The organism is Legionella nautarum, assembly GCF_001467895.1.
Classification (GTDB): domain Bacteria; phylum Pseudomonadota; class Gammaproteobacteria; order Legionellales; family Legionellaceae; genus Tatlockia; species Tatlockia nautarum.
The window spans coordinates 106,811-123,509 of the sequence record NZ_LNYO01000001.1 but is presented as its reverse complement, the minus strand read 5'-3'; the positions used below and the strand labels follow the sequence as shown (position 1 = coordinate 123,509).

Genomic DNA, 16,699 nt, shown 5'->3' with positions numbered 1-16,699 from the left:
TAATACTTCCTATCGCTAGAATTTAACGAAGAGCTCTTATATACTCGCAAGCACATCAGTGATTAGGATTCTACTGAAGTGCTGGACAAATTGAATAACTATGTGCTTTTAGGGCTCTTTTCTTTATTAATTCTTATGCCAGGCATTGCCAAAATGCCCGTTATTGATAGGGATGAGGCTCATTTTGCTCAAGCAAGTAGGCAGATGGTGCAAACAGGGAATTTTTTTCAAATTCACTTCCAAGATCAAGCCCGTTTTCGCAAGCCGCCAGGGATTAATTGGCTGCAAGCGGCGTCGGTGAAATTATTTGGCAATGCTGATGACAGCAGGATCTGGCCTTACCGGATTCCCTCTCTCTTTGGTGCTTTAGTTTCGATTTTGCTAAGCTACTATTTTTTTCGACGATTTGTCGGACAAAAGACTGCTGTCCTTGCCGCCGCCTTACTTGCCTCAACCCTATTATTAGTGGTTGAAAGCCATATGGCTGTGATTGATACCTCTTTACTGTCATCGGTAGTGCTGATGCAAGGTGCCTTATGGATTATTTATCAAGCAGGAATGCAGAATAAATCGGTATCGCCGATCTGGGCACTTTGTTTTTGGTTAGCCATGGCTTATGGAGGGGTACTAAAAGGGGTAACCCCCTTGATTGGGATTTTATCAATAACCACACTCTGCCTTATGGAAAAGCAAGTTAAATGGTTGCGTAATTTACATATTCTCAGCGGATTAATCCTTTTTTTTGCCCTCAGTCTTAGTTGGATCTATTTTGTTAATCAAGCAGAACAGTCCAATTATTTGCTAAAAATTATTCATAAAGATTTATTACCGAAGTTAGCAGGTGGCCATGAATCTCATGGCAAACCGCCTTTGTTTCACCTCTTTATTCTGCCACTCACTTTTTGGCCTGCTTCTCTGTTTTTATGGCAAGCCGGTGTTTACGCGCTGCGGAATCGCTACGAAGCTGTGGTGAAATTTTTGTTAGCCTGGATTTTTCCTGTCTGGCTTTTCTTCGAATTAATGCCCACCAAGTTACCACAATATGTTTTGCCTACCTTTCCTGCTATTGCCTTACTCTGTGCTTTAGCTCTGAGGAAAAAGGAAGACTACCCGGGGAAATGGCTACATTTATTACAAGTAGGGTGGGTTGTTCTATCAATAGGTTTAGCATGTAGTTTGCTCGGTATGCCCTATTTAGTGATGCATCAATTCACAGAGACTGGCGTTATTCTTTTCCTAGTCATCACCGTATTAAGTGCTGCAGCAGCTTATTTCGCTTGGAATGGGCTATATCAACGTGCAAGTCTAGCTGTTTTAGCATTAGCACTGTTGAGCTACCCACTTATTTTTACTAGTCTTTTGCCGCAGTTAAAACCGATTTGGCTCACACAAAATATTAGCCAACTCATTGATAAAAAATCCATTTCTGCTGATAAGCCCTTAATTACTGTGGGTTTTGAAGAACCCAGTTTAGTTTTTAATCTAAATACTCACTTAGTTCAATTTACCAACATCTTGGATGCAACGAAAATTTTGCTGTCTGACTCTTCACGTATCGCATTAATAGAGCCAAAAATTTTTGAACAATGGATTAGTAATCGTAGAAAGCTAATCGTTTTGGCTCGAACACAAGGATTTAACTACTCTAAAGGCCGATGGGTAGAGCTTTTTTTAGTGGGACAACAAAAGACCGGAGCTACTAATGTCACCCTTTGATCGTTTATTTTCAACAATGACAAAGCCTCTGGCCATTATTCTTTTTTTGGCTTTGATTATTTATCTTTTTTTAAATTTTGATAAACCCCTAACCTATTATTTTTATGCTCTTGATTTAAGGCATCAAATCCCTATTTTGAGTTTCCTCACCCGATTAGGGCTAGGGGTTATCTACATTCCAACTTTTTTTGCCTTGGCGCTCATTTTTCGTTTTATTGTAGTGAATCCCCGCTGGGAGGCTCGTGCTTGGTTTTTATTCCTATGTGTAACTATTCCGGGCCTTATCTGTTTTTTTCTGAAAATAGTTTTAGGGCGTACCCGCCCTAGCATGCTTCTCTATAATCAGCTTTATGGTTTTTATGGGTTAAAATGGAATGCCCATTATTGGTCGATTCCTTCAGGACATACTACGACTATTATGGGGCTTATTTTAGGTTTAGGTATTTTGTTTCCGCGTTATTTCTTAGCTTTTATTTTATTGGGAATCACAGTCGCCTTATCAAGAGTTTTTCTGAGTCATCATTTTCTGAGTGATGTATTATTTGCAGCCTATCTTGCATTAGTCGAAGTGGGGGTTTTGCTTTCTATTTTACGACGAAAATCCTGGCTAACTCCTGTGTGGAGACATACAATATAGCCTTAATATCTGAAGTTACTGGATTTTTTTAACATGGATTCTATTCAGCGGAAAGAAGTCTCAATCATCATCCCAGTTTATAACGAAGTGGATAATGTTGAATTATTACATCAAGAAATCGTCATGGCTCTTCCTTCAGAACAATTTATTTACGAGATTATCTTTGTTGATGATGGTAGTACTGATGGCTCTATTAATCGGTTAAAAAGTTTAACTCAAAAATACAGCAATGTTCGTGCAGTATTTCATAAACGAAATTATGGACAAAGCGCGGCCCTATTAAGTGGCGCTCAAGCGGCAGTTTATTCAGTATTAGTGACCTTGGATGGTGATGGTCAAAATGATCCGGCTGACATTCCACAGTTATTTGAGCAATTACAAGATTCTCAGACCGTGGTTTTAGGGAATCGTAAAAAAAGGGATGATAATGGTCTGCGTAAATTTTCTTCTTTTGTTGGCAATGAAGTCAGGCGCCGTTTATTAAATGATGAATGCAGGGATACCGGTTGTAGTTTAAAATTATTTCCACGCGATGCTTTTTTAGCTTTGCCCCATTTCAATCATTTACATCGATTTTTACCTGCTTTATTCAAGAGAGCGGGATTTAAATTAGTGAATTTACCAGTCAACCATCGACCTCGATGGCATGGAGTTTCTAAATATGGCGTGATGAATCGCCTGTTCGTTGGCATACACGATTTAATCGGCGTTCGCTGGTTACTAAAGCGCCCTTGTTCCCCAGAGGTGAGAAGTTATGAACATTAATTATTTTTGGCTTACTATCGGCTTTATTGGGCAAGGAATATTTTCTGCACGTTTTATTGTACAGTGGCTAGTTTCTGAGAGGGAGAAGAAAAGTATTATCCCTGTCGCTTTTTGGTATCTAAGCTTATTTGGCGGCCTCACTTTACTGCTTTATTCGATTTATAAACGCGACCCGGTGTTTATTTTAGGGCAATCCACGGGTGTACTGATTTATGCCCGCAATTTGTATTTGATTCATCGCGAGCGCTCATCCCGACTTGCGAAATTAAGACGGCATAGTTTAGCAAGCAATAGCTGAGGCCCTCTATGCTGATATTTAGTAATAGCTCCCATACAGGGATGACAATTTAGGCATAATGAGTATTAACTTAAATTCATGCTAAAAACGAGATTGACGCATTAGCTTTTATTTCACTGCAGAATAGGCATAACCAGCAACGACCTTCTGGCTCTGAGAGTCTTTAATTAAGGTGATACCGCTAACTTCTGGCTGCATTCCTGCAAAAAAATCAACCCAAATGGGTCTTTCTGCTGTGTGCCAAATCAGCAAAGAATGACCACGTGGTAATCTCGGATAAGTAGATGGATGTAATAGCCAGCCACTTTCCTCAGGCCGTAATAGCATGAAATTGCCTAAAAGCCATAGTGAGTCGGCAACAAGGTATTCCGTAGGTCGAGCTGTTGTTTTGATAGCCTGCATCATTTGGTTGAGTAGTAAACGCTGCTGAATTCTTTGTTCATTATGGCCTCTGTAGATTAAAATTATAAAGAAAAGACACTGTGTCACTAAAGCCAAAATTAAAAAGTAGCTCACTCTTGGTTTTAATTCTCCCAGCAATTTCACGCGATTAAACATCAAAAGCGGAGATAGAAAAAGAATAGGTATCAGCCAGCGAGTTTCAAAATTACTCAGACCACCAAAGAAAACTAGGGCGATCAGCAGAGGGATGCTCATAAAATGATAACGACTAAGCAAGGAGTTCAAGGGATTTATCGGGGCGCTGTTTCGCCAATTTGAGAAGAAAAGTCCTGAAATAATGATATTAGGTACCACAAAAATGAGGCAACCTTTGATTAAATCGATGAAGCCATGAATTTGCCTAGTTTCATTCGTCAGTTTATAAGCACTACGAAAGGCAAGATTAGGATAGTGCGAAAGCCAGAAAAAATAAGGGCTAGCAATAATAGCGGCGATAAACAGGGTAATGAGTAAATGCCAGTTAAATAGTTTGGCGCGATAAGTGCTCAAAGAAATTGCACTAGCAAAGAGCAAACCAAGAAAGATGAGATAATTAAATTTAGAAAGAAGGCCAATGCCTATGAACAAACCGAAAATGGCATACCAAGCTGTTTTTTTCAAACGCGAGGGCGCAACAAACCAGTACCAGGAAACACAAGCTGCAAATAAAGCTAAAACAGAATGGGTATTGTCTTTTATTAAATCTAAACTGATTGAAGGAATAAAGACCCAGCTTAGCGTTGCACACCAGGCTAATGATCTAGACTGGCAGTAAAGGCGACAAATTTGATGAAAACTATAAAGGCAGGCAAAGAGCAGCAGGGATTTTAATACAGCAAGACTCACTAAATGTCGGCCAAACAACTGAAAAATAAAATATTGCAGCCAAGAGTAAAGAGGAGGCTGATCAGGGTAACCAAGGCTGAGTCGTTGAGCCATGACGATTTGTTCGGCCTCGTCAATTTCTAAAAGCTGCCCGCGCAAAAAAATACGCAATAAAAGAACAAGGATAGCGAATAAAAATAAAACAAGTGCCGGTTGTTTCAACCAATCTTGCTCTTCAATAGAATGTTTATTCAACTCTTTCATCTACCGATAAGTAATACAGAATTGTCATTTTTATCTATTTTGCTGATAATGCACAGATTTATTTTAGGGATAAACATGATTATCGCAGTTTATGGCGCTGGATATGTGGGTTTAGTGTCTGCTGCCTGCCTTGCTAAACTTGAGCATTTGGTTATCTGTGCTGATATTAATGAACAGCGCATTGCTCTACTTTTGCAGGGGCAGTGCCCGTTTTATGAGCAGAAACTGCCTGAGTTATTGCAGGAGCAACTTGCTAGAAAGCAGCTTCATTTTACTACTGATTTATCATCGGCTATAAAACAAGCAGAAGTACATATTATTGCTACGGGCACACCAAGCTTAGCAGATGGCAACGCTGATTTATCGCAGGTCTATGCAGTGGCTTCGCAAATTGCTAAAGAGGTCAATCAAGACTGTCTCGTAGTGATTAAATCCACTGTTCCTGTGGGTACCTCTGATGCAATTCAAGACCATATTCTTAAAGAGTTGGCTAGTTATGATAAGGCATTGCAAATCTCAGTCGCTTCTAACCCTGAATTTTTAAGAGAAGGAACGGCTGTTCAGGATTTTCTAAATGCAGATCGGGTAATTATCGGCGGAGAGCCGCAGACTCTTAGAGTTTTAAAATCCATTTATCAGCCTCTTAGCGACCAGGGTATTCCTGTTTTAGCCATGAGTCGACGCTCTGCAGAACTCACTAAATATTCAGCAAATGCCATGTTGGCCTGCCGTATCAGTTTTATCAATCAAATCAGCCAACTTGCGGATAAGTTGGGAGCGAATATCGATGAAATACGTCAAGGAATAGGCATGGATCATCGCATAGGTCCTCATTTTTTACAGGCAGGTATTGGTTATGGCGGGTCTTGCTTTCCTAAAGATGTGCGTGCTTTGATTCATACTGCTAAAGCAGTGGATGTGAATACTAATTTATTGGACGCAATAGAAACAATCAATTGCTTACAAAAAAACTGGATTTTTGAGCAAATATCGAAGCATTTTAAGCAAAAATTAAATGGATTAACGATAGGTATTTGGGGCCTATCATTTAAACCTGGAACCGATGATTTGCGCGAAGCCAGTAGCCTAGTGACTATTAATGCCTTATTAAAAAGCGGCGTTAACCTTCGCATTTTTGATCCTGTAGCGATGCCTGCCGCGCAGCAATTATTAGTAGATAAGGCTGCGATTAGTTGCTGCGACTCACTGGAGGCGGTTTTTGCTCAACCCTTACAAGCTTTAGTGATTGCGACTGAATGGCCGCAATTTAAAAATTATAATCTTCAGGTTCTAAAAACAAAGTTAGGAAACGCACCGCTCTTTGATGGTCGAAATTGTTTTGAGTTATCCAAGGTGATTGCGTCGCAATTAGCGTGTTATTATTCTGTAGGTCGTCCACCCATTGTGACGCGTTTAGAAGAACTGAGCTATTGCGAAGAATCTTAGATGGTCTTGTGGAAAAATATATGTACCACATCTTGAGCAAAGGAGTTTATTGACGATGCAAGTAAAGAAAGCTGTTTTTCCGGTTGCTGGAGTAGGTTCCCGTTTTTTACCCGCAACCAAAGCAAATCCAAAGGAAATGCTGCCGATTGTCGACAAGCCCTTGATTCAATATGCCGTAGAAGAAGCCGTTAGGGCGGGTATTAGCCATGTGATTTTTATCACCAGCTCAAGCAAACGAGCAATAGAAGATCATTTCGATAATCATTTCGAGCTAGAAATACGGTTGCAAGAACGAGGGAAGGAGCAATTACTTGAATTGGTAAGATCTGTTTCACCACCTGGGATTCAATTTTCATACGTGAGACAAAATCAACCTTTAGGTCTAGGTCATGCGGTTCTTTGCGCCGAGCATGTCATAGGTCATGATCCCTTTGCCGTTTTATTAGCGGATGATCTTATTGATGATTCAAAATTACCTTGCCTATCGATGATGACAGAGCTTTTCAAGCAAGAGCAGCACTCCATTGTGGCAGTTCAACCTGTTCCTTGGAATGAGGTGAGTCACTATGGAATTGTACGAGTCGCTGGCGCATCGGAGAACCACGCGGTCATTCTTGATATGGTTGAAAAGCCACAAAGAGAGTTAGCACCTTCAAATCTCGCAGCCGTCGGCAGGTATATTTTTACCCCAGAGATTTTTAGCTGTCTTAGGCAAACAACCCCTGATTCTCGAGGCGAAACTCAGTTAACCGACGGCATCAAGCATTTAGTCAATCAACAAAAAGTCTATGCCTACCAATTCCTGGGAAAACGTTATGATTGCGGATCGAAATTAGGTTATTTGCAGGCTACGGTGGAGTTTGGAATGTATCATTCTGAAGTAGGGCAGGCTTTTAGGGATTATTTACGCAGCTTAGACGAGTGAGCTTTAAAATTTTTTTATCCCGAGATCGGTGGTTTTTCATTCATCCTGTTGAACTGAAGCTACCATCTCTGGCAATATGCGGGACTGATTTGAAATTCCAGTGAGGAACTATGAAAATTCTAGTTGCAGTGAAGCGAGTAGTAGACCCCTACGTCAAAGTGCGAGTTAAGGCAGATGGTACGGGGGTGGAAAAGCAAAACGTCAAAATGTCAATGAATCCTTTTGACGAAATTGCAATGGAGCAAGCAATCCGCTTGCTGGAACAAAAAATTGCAACAGAAGTCATCGCTGTAACAATAGGCTCTGATGCCAGCCAAGAAACGTTGAGACAGGCTCTGGCTTTGGGAGCAAATCGGGCAATCCTCGTCAAAACCGACAATGATCTTTGTAGTCTTAATATTGCAAAAATCTTGCAAAAAATTGCTGTTGATGAGCAACCTGATTTGATTTTAATGGGCAAGCAAGCGATTGATGGTGATAACAACCAAACTCCGCAAATGCTAGCAGCACTATTGAATTGGCCTCAAGCAACCTTTATCTCTGAATTGAATATCGATGGACGTTCTATAAAAACAACCCGTGAAATAGATGGCGGTTTGGAAACGCTCGAAATGACTTTACCGGCAGTAATCTCCGTTGATCTTCGCTTAAATGAACCGCGCTATGCTAGTTTACCCAACATTATGAAAGCAAAGTCTAAACCTTTATCAGTGCTTGATTTAGAAACACTGGGTTTAGATCTCAAAAAACATATCGAAATTCTTGCAGTAACAGCGCCTCCAACTCGTAGTGGAGGAATAAAAGTGGATTCAGTGGAAGAACTACTGAAAAAATTAAAAGAAGAAGCCAAGGTGCTTTAATCAGGAGGACATTATGAGCACTTTAGTCATCGTTGAACACGATAACCAACAAATGCATGCAGCAACACGTAATACTTTTGCAGCTGCACTGCAATTAGATAAAAATCCAGTCTTACTTGTCGTAGGTTATGATTGTCAAAAAGTCGCTCAGCAAGCCGCGGCTATGGCTGGCGTGCATGCAGTGTGGTTAGTTGATAATCCTTGCTATGCTCATCAGCTTGCAGAAAATGTGAGTGAATTAGTTGTTTCAATGGCCTCTTCATTTTCGGCAATTCTTGCTCCTGCCTCTACTTTTGGTAAAAATTTATTACCTCGTGTTGCTGCAAAATTAGATGTCACACAAGTTTCGGATGTGAGCCGGATCATTGATCATAACAGCTTTGAGCACCCAATCTACGCAGGTAATGCGATCGAAACCGTTCGAGTTTTGGATCCGATTAAAGTCTTAACAATTCGCACAACCGCGTTTGATGCTATCAATGAAACACAAAGTCCTTGTTCTATTGATCAGATTGATAAACCAATTGAAGAAAAGAATACGCATTTCATTAAGCACGAACTAAGCCGTTCAGAGCGTCCTGATTTGAGTAGTGCTAAAATTGTTGTTTCCGGTGGGCGTGGTTTGCAATCCGCAGAGAAATTTAAGTTAATCGAAGAACTTGCTGATGCTTTGGGTGCCGCAGTCGGCGCATCAAGGGCTGCAGTTGATGCTGGTTTTGTTCCGAATGATTTCCAGGTTGGCCAGACTGGAAAAGTAGTCGCTCCTGCTTTGTACATTGCTGTTGGTATTTCTGGAGCAATACAACATTTGGCAGGCATGAAAGATTCAAAAGTTATCGTAGCGATTAACAAGGATGCTGAGGCGCCAATTTTTCAAATTGCTACTTATGGCTTGGTTGGTGATTTGTTTGAATTGATTCCGAAAATGATTAAGCAAATAAAGGAAAATTAAGAAACATTAGGCTAACAATAAGAGGAATAAATTATGTTTGTTGGAGTTCCAAAGGAAATAAAATCGCAGGAAAATCGCGTTGGGCTTGTACCTGCAAGTGTTAGAGAAATAGTACGCGTCGGCTCTACAGTTTTAGTAGAGAAGGGGGCAGGCTTGGGAATTGGTATTAGCGATGACCATTACAGCGCGGCAGGAGCTGAAATAGTTGCGACGCCTGATGAAATTTTTGAGCGCGCTGAACTTATTGTTAAAGTCAAAGAACCACAACCCATTGAATGTCGACGTTTAAGGGAAGGACAAACGCTATTTACCTATTTGCACTTAGCGCCAGATCCCCAACAAACTCGTCTCCTCAAAGAATCTGGAGCAACAGCAATTGCTTACGAAACTGTAACCCAAAATGATGGTGGATTACCCTTGCTAACACCAATGTCACAGGTTGCTGGACGGATGTCTATTCAAGCTGGAGCACATTGCTTGGAGATGGCACAGGGCGGCTCTGGGGTTTTATTAGGCGGCGTTCCCGGTGTTGCACCTGCAAATGTCGTGGTAATTGGCGGCGGTGTAGTGGGAACTAACGCTGTGCGTATGGCGATGGGTATGGAAGCTCGTGTTACTGTCTTGGACAAATCCTTATGTCGCTTGCGAGAGCTTGATTTTCAGTTCGGCTCAAAGCTCAATACAATTTATGCAACGGTTGAGGCTTTAGAGCAATATGTGGCTGAGGCTGATTTAGTCATCGGAGCAGTACTTGTTCCGGGTGCAGCAGCTCCCAAATTAGTTACGCGTGATATGTTAAAAACAATGCGTCCAGGCTCTGTGGTAGTTGATGTCGCCATCGATCAGGGCGGTTGCTTTGAAACGAGTAAGCCAACCACGCATCAAGAGCCGACTTATGTGGTGGATAATGTAGTGCATTATTGCGTCGCTAATATGCCCGGTGCTGTTCCACGCACTTCAACCTTCGCACTCAATAATGCAACTCTGCCTTTTGTGATGAGTTTGGTTACTAAAGGCGTTAAACTAGCTTTATTAAGCGACGGACATTTATTGAATGGCTTGAATGTTCACAAAGGCATGATTACTTATGAAGCAGTGGCTCGCGATTTAGGCTATGAATACGTTGCAGCGACGGATGCTTTGGTGAGTTAGTTCCTTATTGTTGCTAGCATAGCGTAGGTTGGGTCTTGGCCGGCCCAACCTACGCTTTTTGTAAGGTCTTAGGCTGAGCTCGAGCAGCTATCTGCTCTCTATAAGGCTGCAATTTAGATAAAATCAAAGGTTGTAGTAAGCCTTTGGCCAAGAAAAGCGAAGCGAGAGGTGAAAGATGGGCGATATCCCAAGTCACTAAACCTTCACGTTTATTACCATTAACATAAGAGATACAACCTTTTCTATTGCAGAAAAAATCCCATAATGAAACATAGTGTATGCCATTAGCAGCATTCATGTATTTCTTCTTCATAGTCCACTCAGTGGATAAAACATCTGGTCTAATATTGTCTTGAGTAATCCGTTTAGGAACGTAATGCCAATATTTATTGAGAACCAATTTATGCAAGGCAATATTCCACTGCGGAACTGGGCCTAAAACAAAAATATTTTCAATACCTGTGTTCTTTAACCCCATAATTAGTTTGTCCAAATCAGCGTTATTTTCATGGTTTGTAGCCTGAGCGAAAATGACAATTTGTGGATGCTGTTTTCTAACGGTGTCGAGAGCAACTTTGTTGGATACGATACAGTAATTATCGTTTTTACTGAGCGGTCTATCCACCCATGCCGGCTGACAAGCAGAACTTGCTACTTGCAGAATGGAAATATCATTAGGCAGAGTTTTGGCTAAGCCATAATAGAGATGTTGGGCATGAGAGTCGCCCCAGAGAAAGATAGATAACTCCGTTTTTGCTGTTTGGCAGCTCTTTGCAATTGAGGGCATAGGTACCATCGTGGCATGTTCATGCTCATAAGCGTCAACATCATAGAAGTTGCATTCGTTTCTGTATTTTTGGCCTATTTTATTTTGAGCGATGTATTTTAACCTCGGATAAGAATTTTCAAAAAAATCTGCATACTCGCCGCGATCTTTTAAACGAAAAAGAAAACCATCATATTTATCGGTTTGATAACCAAGGAAACCTATCAAAAAAATAGTAAAAACTAACCCAACTTTAACTTTGCTTTGTCGACTAAAGCGCAGTGGTTTTTCAATAAATTGATAAGTAAGCCAAGCAAAAACGATGCTAAATGCTATTAAAATTAAGCTGATTTTAGTTGGAATTAGCTCACCTAAAAAAATATGTCCAAAGGACAACAAAGGCCAGTGCCATAGATAAAGTGGATAACTAATTAAACCGAGCCATCTCATTATAGGATTAGAAAGAATAATTCGGTTTAACCAAGCCTGAGGACCGGCAGCAATAATATGAAAACTACCTATGCAAGGTAACAAAGCCCACCATCCGGGAAAATTCTTTCTTTTATCAATTAAGAGAAGGGCTAAGCTAATTAAAATAAAGCCGAATAAGGATTGATAATGAGCTAAGGTTTTTTGTTCATGAGCTAAAATAAGATGTCGATTTTTATCATGGAAACGAAATTTCAGAATGGCAGTCCATTTAATTGGGTTAAGGCTTAGGTAGGCTAGCAAGGCACCAGTCAATAACTCCCAAAAACGGCTAATAGGCGAGTAAAATACTTCAATTCGATGGCGATGAACATTGGCAACATTAAATCCAAATGAGATTGAAATAATAATGAGAGTGAGTATTAAAAGATTGGATTTTCTTTTATAAGCTAACCAAAGTAAAAGTGGCCAAATAATATAGAATTGTTCTTCGATAGCTAAAGACCATAAATGTAAAAAAGGTTTTGTTTCTGCAACATTATCGAAATAACCAGCTTCGCCCCAGAAGGTAAAGTTAGAGATAAATCCCGCACAAGAAGCCATATGCTTACCAAGTTGCTTATATTCATCGCCAAGAAGCATAAACCAACCGAATATATAACAGCTGATTAATACAAAAATCAGTGCAGGAAAAATACGTTTAATACGGCGCGAGTAAAAATCTACGAAACTAAAACTGTTATTAGCCAAATTTTCTAAAATGATTTTGCTAATTAAAAATCCTGAAATAACAAAGAAAATATCAACACCGACAAAGCCTCCCTTGAGTAAAGTGGGAAAGGCATGAAAACAAACCACAGAGAGGACCGCAATAGCGCGAAGACCATCAATGTCTGGTCGGTATTGGGAGTGTGACATTCAGATCCTTGACTAGAATAAAGAGCGCCTATTATTACTTATAAAAAGGAAAATTAGAATAAGATTAATGGGTTGACAAAAGTCGGGCCAAGGCTCGACATTCAACAATAATCTAAAACAAATTTTCCTGCTCTTGTGCTTGCGTATCAGCGGAAGCTTGAACCGTTGAATTATCCGCAGTGACAGTGGGATCACTATAAACCGAGGTTGATGAATTAGATTCCTCAGAACCTGGAATGTCCTGCTCTCGGAAGTATTCAAGGATCGCATTCGCTTGATTATTTTTAGCAAGCAAACCCGTGGTTGGATCAATGCGAACAGAAATTACATTTTGCGGTTGAGTTAATTCCTGCTCAGAAGTATTCGCTAAGGCTATTTTCATAAAGTCTATCCATAGAGGTAGAGCAAGCTTAGCAGCGTATTCATGTAAGGATTGCGGAGTATCAAAACCAACCCAAGTAGTAACTACAATTTCTGAATTAAAGCCAGCAAACCATGCATCGACCTGATCATTAGTCGTTCCGGTTTTACCAGCAAGATCTTGACGATTGAGCACTTTCGCAGCGTGAGCTGTACCATGTTGAATAACATCTTTTAAAGCAGAGTTCATCAAAAAGGCAACGTCTTCTGGAATGACGCGCGGTGCTAAAGTAGAGGGATCCACTTTAGTTGGATCACAATTTTTACAAACAACCGTCGGTTTAGCTTGTAAAAGAATTTTGCCGTCATTATCTGTAATATGATCAATCAAGAAGGGTTCCACTTTATACCCTCCATTGGCAAAAACAGCGTAGGCAGTAGTTAAATCCATGGGGCTGACTGAAAGGCTCCCTAATGCTAAAGATAAGGCTCTGGGTAAGCTCGATTTACGGAAACCAAAACGACTAATGAAATCGATAGCATAATCAAAACCGATATCATCCAAAACACGAATAGACACTAAATTGCGTGAGCGGACTAAAGCATCCTTGAGTCGAGTTGGACCGTTAAAGGTCAGATTATCGTTATGTGGGCGCCATAAATTGGCTTGACTGGGATCATCAACAACGACAGGGGCATCATTGACAAGTGTGGCTAGGGTATAGCCTTTATTCAAAGCTGCAGCATAAATGAAAGGTTTAAAACTTGAACCAGGTTGTCTTTCTGATTGCGTTGCACGGTTAAATTTACTTTTTTGGAAATTAAATCCACCGACTAACGCTTCCAATGCGCCATTATTTGGATTTAAAGCAACAAGCGCTGCTTCCACCTGGGGCACTTGGGATAATTGCCAGATATTATTTTGATTGCGCGCATAGACAACATCCCCGACTTTAACGACTTGACTTGCTTTGCTAGGCGCTTTACCCATCCAACCGTTTTTAAGCGCAGGTCTTGCCCAAGATAATCCCTCCCAGGGAATGGTGAATTTTAATCCATAACGAGTCGCCGCGGAGGCTTCTTTTTCGCCGACGGATAAAATAACAACTGGCTCAAGATCATTAATAATTGGATATTGAGCAAGAATCTTATGTAATGATTCAGTGGATTGACCATCAACGCCGCTGATATTAGCAATAGGACCTCTATAGCCATGACGACGATCGTAAGCGAGGAGATTATTCGTAACAACCTGATTGGCAGCCGTTTGTAGAGGGCCTTTGATCGTGGTGTATACTTTATAGCCTTTAGTATAAGCTTTTGAGCCAAAATGATCGAACATGGACTGGCGAATCATTTCTGCCACATAAGGCGCATTAACTTGTATATTGGTACCATGATAGGTTGCTGTAATAGGCTGGCTTATTGCCTCCTGATATTCTTTCTCGGTGATAAATTTTTCTTCGAGTAGCCGTTCCAACACGTGATCTCGACGTTTCTTTGCTGCTAGAGGATTGGCAATAGGGTTTTGCGTTGAAGGCGCTTGAGGCAAGCCTGCAATCATGGCTATTTCAGCGAGATTTAATTCTTTCAAGCTTTTACCGTAGTAAACCATCGCTGCAGCCCCTACACCATAAGCACGGTTTCCTAAATAAATTTTATTAAGATAAAGCTCGAGAATTTTCTCTTTACTTAATTCGCGATCGATTTTTATAGCGAGTAAAATTTCATTGAATTTACGCAAAAAAGTTTTTTTGCGTGTTAAAAAGAAGTTGCGCGCGACCTGCATGGTGATTGTACTACCACCTTGTGATTTTGTACCGGTTTGGATCATACGCACTGTTGCTCGCCCCAAACCGAAGATATCTACACCTGGATGTTCGAAAAATCGCTGATCTTCAGTGGCTAAAAGAGCATGAACCAGCATAGGGGGTATTTCTTCATAGGTGGCAGGTATGCGTCTTTTCTCGCCATATTCCTGAATAAGTAAGCCGTCTTGAGTGTAGATTCGTAAAGGAACTTGCAAATGAACTGTTTTCAACGATTCGACACTGGGAAGCTGACTTTCAAGGTATAGATAAAGGAAACTTAGACAGACAATAAAAAGAAAGAAAAGGCTAACCAATGCCCAAATCCCTTTGCGCCAGAAATATGCGGGTTTTTTCATGAGACGAGTATTATAGATATAGATATTGAATTTGTTGATTATAGCGCTATTTAATAGTATTTTGCGAATTATAGTGAAAACTCATGAAAATAAGGTTTTTCTGGTGATTTGCTAGGTAAATTTCTTCATGCTCTGAATCCTTGCAGCTTGAGAGCTTCCTCTCTCCTACCTACGTACTGCGGTTTTAGCAGCTCCTAATTTAGCATGGGGATTATTGCTGGTATAACCCAGTTGTTGGCTTAATTCATGACTGTACACCAAGCTTTGTATCAAGATGTGTAGAAGATTCAGGGCTTGTCCGCGGTATCCAGGCGATCTTTTTTCATACTTAGATCTCTGGATCCCGCGAACAAGTCGCAGGACGTAGAGATGGAATTGAACCATGCACAATGCCGGCTTTGAGTGTCTCTTAGGGATTACTGCTACTGTCATTTCCACCAGGAGCAGGAGTAAGTTGGAATCCACTAACCGGGCTCGAGCTGGTAGTTGAACTCTGGCTGATAACAGGTAGTGGGAAAAATCGTCCAGGAAATGGACGAGTGTTTCCAAAATTTGCTCCAAGTAATAGAGGAGAAGTACCGCCTGGAAGTAATCTTTCTCTTGATCCTAGCAGCCTCAATAGGTCATCAGACTTTTTAGAAGATTCTGAAGAATCCGCTTTATTTTGCGGAACCTCAGGTTTTTCCTTAAGCTTGGTATTCCCTTGCTCTAACAAACCCAACTGCTTATTGATTTCTTCAGATTGTCTTTGCCTTTCTAATTCCTCTAACCGCTTTGCTTTTCCCTCTGCAGCAGCTAACTTTTTTTTCAGAGCTGGAATTTCGCTATTTTCTTCCTCTAATTGTTTATTTTTCCTTTCAAGTGCTGCAATCTGCTTTTGCAAATCATAACTTTCTTTTACTTCTTCTTTATGTGTATCTACAAGAGCTTTTGCTTTTCCCTCAGCAGCTGATAACTTTTCTTCCTCTAATTGTTTATTTTTCCTTTTAAGTTCTGCAATCTCTTCTTGCAAATCATAACTTTCTTTTACTTCTGCTTTATGCGTATCTACAAGACCTTTGATCACTTCCCTTACCTCAGATTCTGGTGTGACAAATTTAAGTTCGAAGGGAGTCAAAATATTTTTTTCTATGATTTCTGCAGAAACGCAAGGAGAGTAGTTTTGAAAAGCACCACGTATGAAACCATACATTGCCTCTTCATTGCCATCGTACTCAATTTTTATTTGTTTCGAATGAGAAAGTTCTCTTAACTTCTGCATATTCAGAATGAAAGCAACTAAATTATTTTCTATTTCTTGATAATCAGAGTCTTTTAGTGGTGTTGCCTGATCTACTAGAGGTTTAAATTTTCGGATGAGATGAAGAAGATAATTAAGTACCGGGGTTCTGGTATTATACTTTTTAGTTGCTTCTACAATAAGTTCACGGAGATCGCTTAATAATTCTTCGTGAGGTTTTTTTAGGCGGGCCAGAGCCGATTGATCTTTTTCAGTTTGTGCTTCGTTATAACGAATAATGGTAACTGCCAATGCTCTCATCATTCTTTTTAAATCAGACATAGATACTCCTTGTAATTGTGAACTGACAAAAAATAACATTCCAAGTCATTCACTATATTAAAATAATACGATGAGCGCAAGCCTTAGCCAGATAGGTAATTGAAAGTTATTTAGTGCAATTTTCATACTATTAAATGCTTCAAAAAAAAATTTCCTTTTATTAAAGACTCAGGTATTATGGCCGCGCTGAACAAGTTGAATGGAAAAAGATTTTTCA

At 40.3% G+C, this 16,699-nt stretch carries 13 protein-coding genes; 9 read left to right on the top strand and 4 right to left on the bottom strand.

Features of this window, described 5'->3' with window-relative positions; genetic code table 11:
• Positions 1 to 78 precede the first annotated feature (78 nt).
• The 4 genes from Lnau_RS00530 to Lnau_RS00515 are packed head-to-tail and all read left to right on the top strand — an operon-like array spanning position 79 to position 3,416.
• Positions 79 to 1,716, top strand: coding sequence for an ArnT family glycosyltransferase (locus Lnau_RS00530; protein WP_058503195.1), 1,638 nt, complete (start codon positions 79 to 81; stop codon positions 1,714 to 1,716).
• The gene (locus tag Lnau_RS00525) at positions 1,703 to 2,353 is read left to right on the top strand and encodes a phosphatase PAP2 family protein (protein ID WP_058503194.1); all 651 of its coding nucleotides are present in this window, start codon (positions 1,703 to 1,705) and stop codon (positions 2,351 to 2,353) included. The genes Lnau_RS00530 and Lnau_RS00525 overlap by 14 nt, the downstream gene beginning before the upstream one ends.
• A 33-nt stretch (positions 2,354 to 2,386) precedes the next feature.
• Entirely contained in the window at positions 2,387 to 3,118 is a 732-nt protein-coding gene (locus Lnau_RS00520) for a glycosyltransferase family 2 protein (protein ID WP_058503193.1), read from the top strand.
• Positions 3,108 to 3,416: a lipid-A-disaccharide synthase N-terminal domain-containing protein gene (locus Lnau_RS00515; RefSeq protein ID WP_058503192.1), complete on the top strand. Its 309-nt coding sequence runs from the start codon at positions 3,108 to 3,110 to the stop codon at positions 3,414 to 3,416. The genes Lnau_RS00520 and Lnau_RS00515 overlap by 11 nt, the downstream gene beginning before the upstream one ends.
• Positions 3,417 to 3,524: 108 nt before the next feature.
• Here Lnau_RS00515 and Lnau_RS00510 read toward each other — a convergent pair whose 3' ends face one another.
• Positions 3,525 to 4,937, bottom strand: coding sequence for an ArnT family glycosyltransferase (locus Lnau_RS00510; protein ID WP_238585893.1), 1,413 nt, complete (start codon positions 4,935 to 4,937; stop codon positions 3,525 to 3,527).
• 84 nt (positions 4,938 to 5,021) lie between these two features.
• Here Lnau_RS00510 and Lnau_RS00505 point away from each other — a divergent pair, with 84 nt between their 5' ends.
• From Lnau_RS00505 to ald, 5 genes are all read left to right on the top strand, one after another.
• Positions 5,022 to 6,392, top strand: coding sequence for a UDP-glucose dehydrogenase family protein (locus Lnau_RS00505; protein ID WP_058503190.1), 1,371 nt, complete (start codon positions 5,022 to 5,024; stop codon positions 6,390 to 6,392).
• A 55-nt stretch (positions 6,393 to 6,447) separates the two neighbouring features.
• Entirely contained in the window at positions 6,448 to 7,317 is an 870-nt protein-coding gene (galU, locus tag Lnau_RS00500; RefSeq protein WP_058503189.1) for a UTP--glucose-1-phosphate uridylyltransferase GalU, read from the top strand.
• A 110-nt stretch (positions 7,318 to 7,427) separates the two neighbouring features.
• Positions 7,428 to 8,177, top strand: coding sequence for an electron transfer flavoprotein subunit beta/FixA family protein (locus Lnau_RS00495; RefSeq protein WP_058503188.1), 750 nt, complete (start codon positions 7,428 to 7,430; stop codon positions 8,175 to 8,177).
• A gap of 13 nt (positions 8,178 to 8,190) precedes the next feature.
• Positions 8,191 to 9,129 (top strand): electron transfer flavoprotein subunit alpha/FixB family protein, encoded by a 939-nt coding sequence (locus tag Lnau_RS00490; RefSeq protein WP_058503187.1) that lies wholly within the window; start codon positions 8,191 to 8,193, stop codon positions 9,127 to 9,129.
• A gap of 33 nt (positions 9,130 to 9,162) precedes the next feature.
• The gene (gene ald, locus Lnau_RS00485) at positions 9,163 to 10,281 is read left to right on the top strand and encodes an alanine dehydrogenase (RefSeq protein ID WP_058503186.1); all 1,119 of its coding nucleotides are present in this window, start codon (positions 9,163 to 9,165) and stop codon (positions 10,279 to 10,281) included.
• Positions 10,282 to 10,330: 49 nt separating this feature from the next.
• Here ald and Lnau_RS00480 read toward each other — a convergent pair whose 3' ends face one another.
• From Lnau_RS00480 to Lnau_RS00470, 3 genes are all read right to left on the bottom strand, one after another.
• Positions 10,331 to 12,394, bottom strand: a complete 2,064-nt coding sequence (locus Lnau_RS00480) for an acyltransferase family protein (protein ID WP_058503185.1) — start codon at positions 12,392 to 12,394, stop codon at positions 10,331 to 10,333.
• 112 nt (positions 12,395 to 12,506) lie between these two features.
• Positions 12,507 to 14,921, bottom strand: a complete 2,415-nt coding sequence (locus Lnau_RS00475; RefSeq protein WP_058503184.1) for a penicillin-binding protein 1A — start codon at positions 14,919 to 14,921, stop codon at positions 12,507 to 12,509.
• Between the two features lie 409 nt (positions 14,922 to 15,330).
• On the bottom strand, positions 15,331 to 16,482 hold the full coding sequence (locus Lnau_RS00470; protein ID WP_058503183.1) for a hypothetical protein: 1,152 nt from the start codon (positions 16,480 to 16,482) through the stop codon (positions 15,331 to 15,333).
• Positions 16,483 to 16,699 lie beyond the last annotated feature (217 nt).

Coding starts and splice junctions, on each gene's coding strand:
- Lnau_RS00525 (WP_058503194.1), top strand. CDS start 1,703: ATGTCACCCTTTGATCGTTTATTTTCAACAATGACAAAGCCTCTGGCC.
- Lnau_RS00520 (WP_058503193.1), top strand. CDS start 2,387: ATGGATTCTATTCAGCGGAAAGAAGTCTCAATCATCATCCCAGTTTAT.
- Lnau_RS00515 (WP_058503192.1), top strand. CDS start 3,108: ATGAACATTAATTATTTTTGGCTTACTATCGGCTTTATTGGGCAAGGA.
- Lnau_RS00505 (WP_058503190.1), top strand. CDS start 5,022: ATGATTATCGCAGTTTATGGCGCTGGATATGTGGGTTTAGTGTCTGCT.
- galU (WP_058503189.1), top strand. CDS start 6,448: ATGCAAGTAAAGAAAGCTGTTTTTCCGGTTGCTGGAGTAGGTTCCCGT.
- Lnau_RS00495 (WP_058503188.1), top strand. CDS start 7,428: ATGAAAATTCTAGTTGCAGTGAAGCGAGTAGTAGACCCCTACGTCAAA.
- Lnau_RS00490 (WP_058503187.1), top strand. CDS start 8,191: ATGAGCACTTTAGTCATCGTTGAACACGATAACCAACAAATGCATGCA.
- ald (WP_058503186.1), top strand. CDS start 9,163: ATGTTTGTTGGAGTTCCAAAGGAAATAAAATCGCAGGAAAATCGCGTT.
- Lnau_RS00480 (WP_058503185.1), bottom strand. CDS start 12,394: ATGTCACACTCCCAATACCGACCAGACATTGATGGTCTTCGCGCTATT.
- Lnau_RS00475 (WP_058503184.1), bottom strand. CDS start 14,921: ATGAAAAAACCCGCATATTTCTGGCGCAAAGGGATTTGGGCATTGGTT.
- Lnau_RS00470 (WP_058503183.1), bottom strand. CDS start 16,482: ATGTCTGATTTAAAAAGAATGATGAGAGCATTGGCAGTTACCATTATT.